The following is a 9,662-nucleotide window of genomic DNA, read 5'->3' on the forward strand; positions in this document are numbered from 1 at the left end:
TGGTGGGGTTACTGGTACTGCTGTTGTAACCGGTGTGGGGATTGCTGCTTGTGTTGCTGGTTTGGGGGTCGCTGCTGTGGCTGCTGGTACTGCCGGTTTTGTAGCAGCTGGTTTGGCTGTGGGTGCATTCTCCATCCTGATCTCAATATGTACAGTTATTCAGACCGTAGCTGAACTCCATTCTGCCAGGGTGCCGGTAGTATCCATGCAAGATCCTGTGCATAAGAGGGATACTACAGAATATGATGTCATAGAGAATTATAAACCACAGAAGATCAGCAGGATAAAGTGGCTCGCTCCTCCAGAAGCTGCCAGTCCAACGCATAGAATACTCATGGCCCTGGCTGGTGCTGCAGTGGTTGTGCTTGTCGCATTCTTACTTCCCCCAATTCCATGGATCATTGGTGTTATAGCTCCGCCGCTGGTCTCTTGTGTGTTCTATGGCTTATCCTCTTGTGTAGGTGGCATTGATGCTTATGTATATAAACGTAAGGCTGCCAAGGCTGCGTTGCCTGTTGAAACTAGTCCCATCGTGCTCGGGCGGCGTGCTTCTGAATGCCCCGAACAACTCCAGGATGATGTGGCTGCTAACATGACTGTTGAGGCCGCTAACATGACTAGTGATAGCGTGCAAGCTGATCCCCAAGACTGGGAGCCTGTTGCCAAGGATGCAGAGTGGGAGCCTATACAACGAGGTGCATACCCGGTGGTTGATAGGAAGTACTACCCAAGGGAGAAAAAAACTGATAGTTAACTTCAGGGTGCCGTTACCAAGAATCGAACTTGAGGCTCGTCCTTACCAAGGACGCGTTTTACCACTAAACTATAACGGCGGAAACGGGATTGTAGTTTTTTGTGATGGGTAAGTCAAAGATAAACATTGAAAATAGAAAAAAGAGGCTGGCAGAGCTCTTAAAAAAGAATATTGCTCGCCGTAAAAGGAAAAAATCTTCCGGCGTTGAAGATGCCAGAACTACCAGAAGCTGAGGTCATTTCCAGATTCTTCGCTAGCAAGGCCGTTGGTAGGCATGTGGAAGGTGTTACAGTATATAGGCGTGACTTGCGCGTCCGGATAGCGGACGATTTTGAAAGCGCAGTTGTAGGCAGGAAGATTGAGTCTGTATGCAGAATTTCGCGATACTTGGTGTTCGTTTTGAGCAGAGGTGAGCGCGTTATGTTTCACCTGGGCATGAGTGGTAGAATGGCCCACGTTAGGCCCTACGTGCGGGAAAAACACGACCACGTTGCCTTACTTCTGGATGGTGGGTTTCATGTAGTTTTCAACGATCCACGCAGATTTGGGGCTGTGTTGCTAGTCAACTTTCAGGCATATGAGAATATCGCGTCAAGAATCGGGCCGGATCCGCTTTCTGCTGAATTTAACGCAGAGTATTTAATGCGACCGAGCAAGGCATGCGTGAAGAGTGTATTGATGAATAATGCTATAGTTGCCGGAATAGGGAATATATACGCATCGGAGATTTTATTCAGAGCCGGGGTGTTGCCCATGCGAGCGATGAGCAGTATCTCTTACGCAGAATGCGAGGGGATCGTGCGGGAAACCAAAGCCACTCTCCAGCTTGCCATAAATACTGGTGGGTCAACCATCAGGGATTATAAAATTCCCACTGGTGCCGCGGGAGGGTTCCAGCAGCATTTTATGGTTTACCAAAGGGCAGGGCAACCCTGTAATGTTTGTGGGGCGCGCATACTTTCAGAGAGGCGCGGCGGGAGAAGCACGTTTTTTTGTGCGCTATGCCAGCGGTAGCTCCGTCATGGATGACAACGCGAAGTTGGGAATAGATATTGATTGTGGTCCACAAATGGGCGCCTGTTGCGCCATACATGAGCGCAATTTGTGCCGGCATAGAATCGGTTGAATGATCTGTGTGTTTAGTTGGAAAGGAATTGGAGAATTTTTGCGGTTATAAAGCCGGGTTCGAAATCTCCTACGATTCTGAAAATTGATGTTGGGTAGATTGCCTAGTTTTACAAAAGATGAAAATCGAGAGATTTTTTTGGTATAATTTCGCATACTACAGTTTAATTTGTTCAGGTATGTGATGTGTTCTGCGGTTATTCAAGAGCTGGAGAGTAAGAAATCTAAGCTCAAGTCTGGTGGTGGTGTGTCCCGAGTGGAGAAACAGCATAGCAAGGGCAAGCTCACCGCTAGGGAAAGACTTGAAGTTCTGCTTGATGAAGGCTCATTCCAGGAATACGGGGTGTTTGTGGAACACAGATCAGCCAACTTTGGCATGGACAAGGCAAAAATCTCGGGGGATGGTGTTGTCACCGGTTCTGGCACAATATACGGCCAGAGGGTGTGCGTGTACTCACAAGATTTTACGATATTCGGCGGCTCTCTGAGCGAAATGAACTCGAAAAAGATCTGCCATGTCATGGACATAGCTGCCAAGGTGGGGGTGCCCGTGATAGGCATTAACGATTCCGGAGGTGCCCGCATCCAGGAAGGGGTGGATTCTCTTGCCGGCTACGGTGAAATATTCCGTAGGAATGTTGAAATGTCCGGGGTAATCCCGCAGATATCCTTAATAATGGGTTCGTGTGCGGGTGGCGCAGTATACTCTCCCGCGCTCACTGACTTTGTGTTCATGGTGCACGGCAGCTCGTGCATGTTTGTTACCGGGCCAGACGTCATTAGAAAAGTCACGTTTGAAGAAGTTACCCAGGAAGACTTGGGTGGCTCTGCCGTACACACGAAGAAAACCGGAGTTGCCGATCGTGCTTTTAGTGACGAAATTGACGCGCTGTGCCAGATAAGGAAGTTCTTCTCGTTTATGCCTGCAAATAATAGGAGCTCTTCCAGATTCAGAGAGACAAGAGATGCTGTGGACAGAGAAAGCGAGTCTTTAAATACGCTGGTTCCGCATAGTAGCAGCACTCCGTACGACATGTACGAACTGATACACAAGGTGTGTGACGAGGGAGTGTTTTTTGAGCTAAAGCCAGATTTCGCAAAAAATATCATCACAGGGTTTGGCAGGATAGGCGGCCATACCGTGGGGTTTGTAGCAAATCAGCCGCTGCATCTGGCGGGGTGCTTGGATATTGATGCCTCTAGAAAGGCTGCCAGGTTCGTAAGATTTTGCGATGCATTTAACATACCGATTGTCACACTTATTGATGTGCCTGGGTTCATGCCGGGTGTGTCGCAGGAATATTCCGGCATAATAGCCCATGGTGCGAAGTTACTATATGCCTATGCAGAGGCGACCGTGCCGAAAATAAGCGTCATTGTCCGCAAGGCCTATGGAGGTGCCTATATTGTGATGAATTCGAGGCACCTGTGCGGCGACGTCAACTATGCTTGGCCTAGTGCTGAGATAGCAGTCATGGGTTCGGAAGGCGCTGTTGGAATTATTTTCCGCCATGAAAAAGACCAGGAGTGTTTGCAAAGATTGGTGCAGGAATATAATGATAAGATAGTGAACCCCTACGTTGCAGCGTCGAGAGGGTTCATAGATGATGTCATAGTGCCGTCCTCCACGAGGAAACACCTGCACTCTGCTTTGAGCCTGTTGCGCGACAAACAGATCGCACGCACTTGGCGCAAGCACGATAACCTTCCTTTATAGCGCTGCCATCTGTGGCATGTGAGGCTGTGGACGGGGGCCTAGTTGTGACGGCAATGCGGCTGCCACGGCAACAATGAGTGAAGATGTACTTGATGCATAGGCTCTGATTTTCTGAGCAGGTCGTTGGCTGTGTACTATGTGTATTACCAATGAGGTCGTGACTCTGAATGTTGCTGCCTTTGACGGAACCGGTGTAGGTAGGTTGCTGTAGGTTATGGGTAAATGCGCGGTAGCGCGCTAGGAGGAAATCTGCTGCAGTTTGTTTGCTTGGTCATCGGCGATGAGGGCATCGACAAATTCATCAAGGTCCCCCTCTTTCATTATGTGCTCAAGCCTATATAGCGTCATGTTAATGCGATGGTCGGTAATCCTGGACTGGAGGAAGTTGTAAGTCCGGATACGCTCCGAACGGTCCCCTGAACCTATCTGGCTTTTGCGCATTTTCGATATCTCATCTTCTATTTTTTGTTTTTCTAGGTTGTACAGCCTTGCCCTCAGAACTTTTAGAGCCTTGCTCTTGTTTTTGTGCTGGGATTTTTCATCCTGTTGGATCACCACTATGCCAGTTGGTATGTGCGTTATCCTAACGGCGCTGTCAGTCGTGTTTACTGACTGCCCTCCCGGCCCACTCGACCTGTAAACGTCTATTCTGAGGTCTTTTTCGTCAATTTTTAGATCTACCTCTTCAACCTCTGGCAACACAGCAACGGTTGCTGCGGAAGTGTGCAACCTGCCCGAAGATTCGGTTTCCGGTACGCGTTGCACTCTGTGCACGCCAGACTCAAACTTCAACCGCGCGAACACGTCTTTTCCTCCTATACACAGAGAGGCTTCCTTATATCCGCCAATGCCAGTAGTAGAGATGCCGATGGGCTCCACCTTCCACGACTTTCTCTCCGCATATTTTATATACATACGATACAGATCGCACACGAACAGCGCAGCTTCCTCCCCTCCGGTTCCAGCTCTGATTTCCAGAATCGCGCTGCGGGAGTCGTCCTTATCTTTTGGCAGTAGAGACAATTGCAGCTGGTGCTTTAATTTTGGAATTAACTTTTGCTTTGTGTACAACTCTTCCCTTGCCAGATGGACTAACTCCGCATCTGTATCTGTGCTGTTGATGAGCCCTTCTAGCTCTTCAATTTCTTTCTGCGCTGTCTGATATTCCTCAATCAGAGACATTATAGGTAGTAGGTCAGAATATTCCCTGGACGCAACAACGAAAGCCTGAACCCCAAGTGACTCAGGGTCCGACAGCTGCTGTTTCAAGATACGAAATTTCTCGCACAACCCCTCAAGGCTGTCTTCAAAGCTCATAATTTTACCTGTACTTCATGGCTAGGGCAGCCGTTCAAAACCGCAAGCGCAAACCGCGGCCATATTAACATCTATGCAAAACATTGTAAATTTTTTGTGCTGTATGCCGCGCACGTGGATTAAAACAATCAATGCACTTTAGTAAGTTTCGCATGTGTGCAGGTGCATTCAGTGTTGTGACACGTTTCCACGCAGGTGGGGGCATGTGGAACAGTCATGGTGTTTGCTGAGATGTACTACCCGTTGCTATCAGAAAATCGCAAGTTTTTGATACTATACCTCCGCCGCGCAATGTACACTGGGTGCTGTGAAATTGTGGGCCGTGTATGTTGTCTAAGTGCAGGTTTGTTGCTGGAGTGCAAGATAAGCATTCCCTACCAGACTTTCAGGTGCCCGAGGTTGCTTTTGCAGGAAGGTCTAATGTTGGGAAGTCTAGCCTCATCAATGCAGTAACGAAAAACAAGAAAGGTGCCAGAGTGTCTTCCAATCCGGGGTCTACCCGGCAAATCAACTTTTACCTCAATGAAGGCGCACTTGCGCTTGTTGATCTTCCTGGCTACGGATACTCCAAAGCATCAAAAGAAAGCGCGAGTTCTTACATGTCGTTGGTGGAACACTACTTGCTGACTAGGGAAGCTTTACATAGGCTGGTTTTGCTTATAGATTCTAAAGTCGGGCTCAAGGAAGTAGATATGGATTTTATATCCTGGCTTGAGGAGCGCTGCATACACTACAGTTTGGTCCTGACTAAGATTGACAGATTGGCGTGCACGGAGTTTAACGACGTTCTGTCTGCCGTGCAGAGTAGGGTGAAGGGGTGTTGTATGTTGCTGCATCCAATAATTGGGACTAGCAGCAAGTCTGGAAAGGGGATAAAGGAGTTGGTTCATGAAGTCTCAAAATGTGTCAAAGAATGGCCAGGGGGGCGCGATGTCCGAGCTTAATGATGGTCAATTTTCGGGAAATAGTGAGTGGCTGCGTGACGTTAAGGTGTTGTCTGAATCTCTACCCTACATACAGAGGTTTTCGGGGGAGACTTTTGTAATCAAATATGATGGAACCGCAATGAAGGACGCAAACCTTGCTGCGAGGTTTGCGAGCGATGTGGTGTTATTAAAGCAGGTTGGCATAAACCCGATTGTGGTGCATGGGGGTGACTACAAAGTTGAGGAAGTTTTAGCAAGGTTTGGCAGGGAGTGCACTTTCGTTAACGGCTTGCGGGTTATGGATGTGGGGACTTTGGAAATCGCAGAGATGGTCCTGTCAGGCCTCGTGAACAAGGAGGTGGTTCAGCAGATAAACAATGCTGGGGGTTCCGCTGTGGGCGTGAGTGGCAAGGATGCTTGCTTGGTGGGAGCGAAAAAGATGTGCTGTACCCTGAGGGACGGGGGGCCGAACAACATAGAAAAAATCATGGACGTTGGGTTTTTAGGGGAGCCTAGTGAAGTCAATACAGACCTGCTATTCCTTCTTGAGGAGTCAGACTTTGTTCCGGTGATATCACCGGTGTGTAGTGGTACCAATGGGGCCACCTACATAGTGAACCCTGATCTTATGGCTGGTGCAATAGCTTCAGCTATGTCTGCAGCGAAACTTGTACTTTTGGCAGATGCTGCAGATTGCGTAAAAGATGCCCAGGGTTGTTTGTTGCGAGAGATCTCATCAGACGGAGCCGAGAAGCTTTTGCAAGATGAGGGAATGAGTGCAAATATGCTGCACAAGCTGCAGGCCTGTATAAAATTTTCCCGTGAAACATGTGGCACGTCCCATATAGTCGATTGTGCCATACCTCATGTTTTGCTATTAGAACTATTTACGACGCACGGCACCGGTACAACACTCTGCTGTGAGTTCCGCGGGGAACAATAAGTTCGTCTCGCTTGTGCGCGGCTAGCTTCCCTAAGCACCGGGTTTCTCCCGTATGGTGTTGCTGTGGGTAACGTTGTGTGTATTCTCCCCTCGAGTTCTGTCCCGCAACTTGGCTTGGTATAGGTTTTTTGGGTGTGGTAGTGATCCGCGTGTAGCTGCTTTGTGGTTGTTTGTGCTTGAAATTTGTATACGCTTTACGTGTTGATAATAATCGGACTTATATGAACGAAAAAAGGAAAGGGTTGCAGGGTGGTTTCACGAGTTGCGCGATAGGATTGTTGATCAATTTTTAGCGATCGAAGAGGAGTTTTCTGATAGCCGTCCGGAGATTAAGCGTAGGACCTGGGACAGAGAAGGTGGTGGAGGTGGTGAGTCAGTCGTGATTGTTGGCAAAGTGTTTGAGAAGGCCGGGGTAAACTTTTCAACGGTGTACGGCGTAATGGATAGTAACTTTGCGTGTGAGATACCTGGAGCGCAGGAGAGTGGGGGCGACTTTTGGGCAAGTGGCATTTCCGTGGTTGCACACATGCAGTCTCCATTTGTACCTGCGGTGCACATGAATACCAGGTTTATGTGCACTTCGAAAAGTTGGTTTGGTGGCGGCATGGATCTGACCCCTACATATTATGATGAAGATGACAAAACCACATTCCACGAGGGCATACGTGCTGCGTGCGATAAGTTTAATCCCGAATACTATCCCAAGTTTAAGCAAAGATGTGATGAGTATTTTTACCTCCCTCACAGAAAAGAAATGCGCGGTGTAGGCGGGATATTTTACGATAACCTATGCACTGGAAACTGGGAGCAGGATTTTGCATTCACGCAGGAGGTTGGAAAATGCTTTTTGCGGGTGTATTCTGCCATTGTCAGGAGAAACATGCACAAAACATGGGGGGCAGAGGAGCGTAATTTTCAATTATTGAAGCGTGGCAGGTACGTTGAGTTTAATCTTATATACGACAGAGGAACAAGATTCGGCCTCATGACCAATGGGAACCCGGATGCAATAATGATGTCCATGCCTCCTCTGGTGCGATGGGAATAGGCCAGGCCCAGTATGGGTTTTCCTAACGGTATGCGGGTTGGCCGATTTTAAGTTTTGTGCAGCAGGCCCAGCGTGCAGACATATAAATTCTGCCGGGGTTACATTGCCACCAAAGCACGGCTGTTCCAACTGCGTGTAACGGTATCTATCCCAGGACGCGCGGCCGGTTACAGTTGGCAAAATTGGTAAATATACTAAGAAATATGTTGAAGTTGTCATAATACATGATAGCATTATGCACGCTGAGCGCGAGTTTGTATAATATGTTGTGGGGTAATTGTGAACAATAGGCAAGCGGTTGTAGTTGGGTCCGTTGCCGCTCTTGTGGTTACCTGCAGTGCACTTGCCTTTACGGGTGCGTCGTATATTGTGCGTAAATACAGCAAACAGGATGTTGACAAGCACATTATCATTTCGCTCTCCATTCATGGTGCGGTTTTGTGTTTAATTGGATTGTGCATATGTCTTGCTGCGCAGATGACGAGTACCTCTTACAGGTTCAATAATCTGTTACATAGAAACACGGTAAACCAGGCTCCGCTACCGGGGTGCCTTACATCCGAGCGCAGGTTTAGAGAGGTATATGTTCCAAATTTAATTGAAATCGAGATTTGGCCTCCTGAACGTAGTGTAGCCCAAGTGTCCGGGATGCCGACGGTGCCGACGCCCAAGCGTGATGCAAGCACTGAGTGCTCGTTACCCGAAATAAGATGTCTGGATATCGTGCAGGTTGATATGGAGAGTTGTAGTGATGTTGTGGCATCTGACCGCGATAGTAACCGCGATAGTATACGCAGCGCCCCTCCGTCGCTATCATGGGGTTGAGGCACAATGCACCTTGTGCATTTGTGAACTGTATGTTCCGAAAACATGGGACTAGATACACGCATGTAGGCGTGTGCCCATCAGTGATTACCACTTCACAGTATTGTTTGCAGCTTCTGCTGCGCACGCTGTCCGGAGGAAGCCCCACCTTTTCGACTCTGGCTTGATGCAGACTCAAGGCAGGGCATCTTCTGCGCGCATTATTGCGCTTGTTCCGGTGTACTTTCTGAGCACGTCTGGGATAGTGATGGATCCATCTTCGTTCTGATAGTTCTCCATGATAGCGGCTATTGTCCTCCCGATAGCGAGCGCAGAACCGTTTAGGGTATGTACCAGTGTGGAGTGCTTTTTCTTGTTTTCGAAGAAGAAATACTTCGCTCCCATCCTTCGGGCTTGAAAATCCCTACAGTTTGAGCAGCTGGAAATCTCCCTATACTTGTCCTGGGCCGGCATCCACACTTCCAAGTCGTAAGAAATGCTTGCGGAAAACCCCATATCCCCTGAACATAATAGCATAACTCTATACGGGAGTTCTAGCCTCTTCAATACCTCTTCCGCGATTGAAGTCATCCTCTCAAGCTCAGCATTTGATGCGTCGCTTGTAGTAATACTAACGAGCTCCACCTTGCCAAATTGATGCTGTCGCATCATGCCCCGCGTATCTAGGCCGGCACTTCCAGCTTCTGCCCTAAAGCATTGGGAATATGCCGTAAATCTCATCGGCAAGGAGTCACGTGGGAGCGTTGTTCCCGATACCAGATTAGCCAGTGCAACTTCACTGGTCGGTGCAAGCCTGAAGTTGTTTGTAGTGCGGAAAGAATCATCGTGAAACTTTGGTAATTGACCCACGTTGTACATTGTGCGCTCGTTCACCAAGACCGGATGTGATATTTCTGTATACCCAAACTCCTTGGTGTGCATATCTAGCATAAAGCTTGCAAGTGCTCTCTCTAGCTCCGCAAGCTGACCTTTTAAAATGGAAAATCTAGGCTCCAGACAGCACTGCG

At 48.4% G+C, this 9,662-nt stretch carries 9 protein-coding genes, 1 tRNA gene and 1 pseudogene; 8 read left to right on the top strand and 3 right to left on the bottom strand.

The annotated features are described in order from the left end of the window. Positions 1–754 (top strand): annotated as a pseudogene (locus GAC_RS03070) (hypothetical protein); the annotation flags it as partial. An 8-nt stretch (positions 755–762) separates the two neighbouring features. On the opposite strand, the gene GAC_RS03075 reads toward GAC_RS03070, so the two are convergent. Next, positions 763–833: transfer RNA gene (locus GAC_RS03075), tRNA-Thr, on the bottom strand. 22 nt (positions 834–855) lie between these two features. Between GAC_RS03075 and GAC_RS06155 the strand changes: the two genes are divergently transcribed. The 3 genes from GAC_RS06155 (at position 856) to GAC_RS03085 (ending at position 3,596) form a co-directional block, all read left to right on the top strand. Beyond that, on the top strand, positions 856–987 hold the full coding sequence (locus GAC_RS06155; RefSeq protein ID WP_262406111.1) for a hypothetical protein: 132 nt from the start codon (positions 856–858) through the stop codon (positions 985–987). Further along, positions 965–1,768 (top strand): bifunctional DNA-formamidopyrimidine glycosylase/DNA-(apurinic or apyrimidinic site) lyase, encoded by an 804-nt coding sequence (gene mutM / locus GAC_RS03080; RefSeq protein ID WP_010264873.1) that lies wholly within the window; start codon positions 965–967, stop codon positions 1,766–1,768. The genes GAC_RS06155 and mutM overlap by 23 nt, the downstream gene beginning before the upstream one ends. Positions 1,769–2,063: 295 nt before the next feature. Beyond that, positions 2,064–3,596: an acyl-CoA carboxylase subunit beta gene (locus tag GAC_RS03085; RefSeq protein ID WP_010264866.1), complete on the top strand. Its 1,533-nt coding sequence runs from the start codon at positions 2,064–2,066 to the stop codon at positions 3,594–3,596. A gap of 237 nt (positions 3,597–3,833) precedes the next feature. On the opposite strand, the gene prfA is transcribed toward GAC_RS03085, so the two are convergent. Next, positions 3,834–4,913, bottom strand: coding sequence for a peptide chain release factor 1 (gene prfA / locus GAC_RS03090; protein ID WP_010267814.1), 1,080 nt, complete (start codon positions 4,911–4,913; stop codon positions 3,834–3,836). Positions 4,914–5,239: 326 nt separating this feature from the next. Between prfA and yihA the strand changes: the two genes are divergently transcribed. The 4 genes from yihA to GAC_RS03110 all read left to right on the top strand — a co-directional run bounded on the left by yihA (position 5,240) and on the right by GAC_RS03110 (position 8,655). Further along, positions 5,240–5,857 (top strand): ribosome biogenesis GTP-binding protein YihA/YsxC, encoded by a 618-nt coding sequence (gene yihA, locus GAC_RS03095; RefSeq protein WP_010267811.1) that lies wholly within the window; start codon positions 5,240–5,242, stop codon positions 5,855–5,857. Then, positions 5,802–6,782: an acetylglutamate kinase gene (gene argB / locus GAC_RS03100; RefSeq protein ID WP_011114422.1), complete on the top strand. Its 981-nt coding sequence runs from the start codon at positions 5,802–5,804 to the stop codon at positions 6,780–6,782. Before yihA ends, argB begins: the two co-directional genes overlap by 56 nt. 262 nt (positions 6,783–7,044) lie before the next feature. After that, on the top strand, positions 7,045–7,830 hold the full coding sequence (hemF, locus tag GAC_RS03105; protein ID WP_050813515.1) for an oxygen-dependent coproporphyrinogen oxidase: 786 nt from the start codon (positions 7,045–7,047) through the stop codon (positions 7,828–7,830). Between the two features lie 279 nt (positions 7,831–8,109). Next, positions 8,110–8,655, top strand: a complete 546-nt coding sequence (locus tag GAC_RS03110; protein ID WP_010267801.1) for a hypothetical protein — start codon at positions 8,110–8,112, stop codon at positions 8,653–8,655. A gap of 174 nt (positions 8,656–8,829) precedes the next feature. Here the strand turns inward: GAC_RS03110 and serS are convergent. Next, the coding region (gene serS / locus GAC_RS03115) for a serine--tRNA ligase (protein ID WP_037349441.1) at positions 8,830–9,662 on the bottom strand (833 nt) is incomplete at its 5' end.

It is taken from the genome of Anaplasma marginale str. Florida, from assembly GCF_000215485.1.
GTDB lineage: Bacteria > Pseudomonadota > Alphaproteobacteria > Rickettsiales > Anaplasmataceae > Anaplasma > Anaplasma marginale.

Bases quoted from the DNA above. Each gene is read 5' to 3' on its own strand.
- prfA (WP_010267814.1), bottom strand. From the start codon at position 4,913: ATGAGCTTTGAAGACAGCCTTGAGGGGTTGTGCGAGAAATTTCGTATC.
- GAC_RS03085 (WP_010264866.1), top strand. From the start codon at position 2,064: ATGTGTTCTGCGGTTATTCAAGAGCTGGAGAGTAAGAAATCTAAGCTC.
- mutM (WP_010264873.1), top strand. From the start codon at position 965: ATGCCAGAACTACCAGAAGCTGAGGTCATTTCCAGATTCTTCGCTAGC.
- yihA (WP_010267811.1), top strand. From the start codon at position 5,240: ATGTTGTCTAAGTGCAGGTTTGTTGCTGGAGTGCAAGATAAGCATTCC.
- argB (WP_011114422.1), top strand. From the start codon at position 5,802: ATGAAGTCTCAAAATGTGTCAAAGAATGGCCAGGGGGGCGCGATGTCC.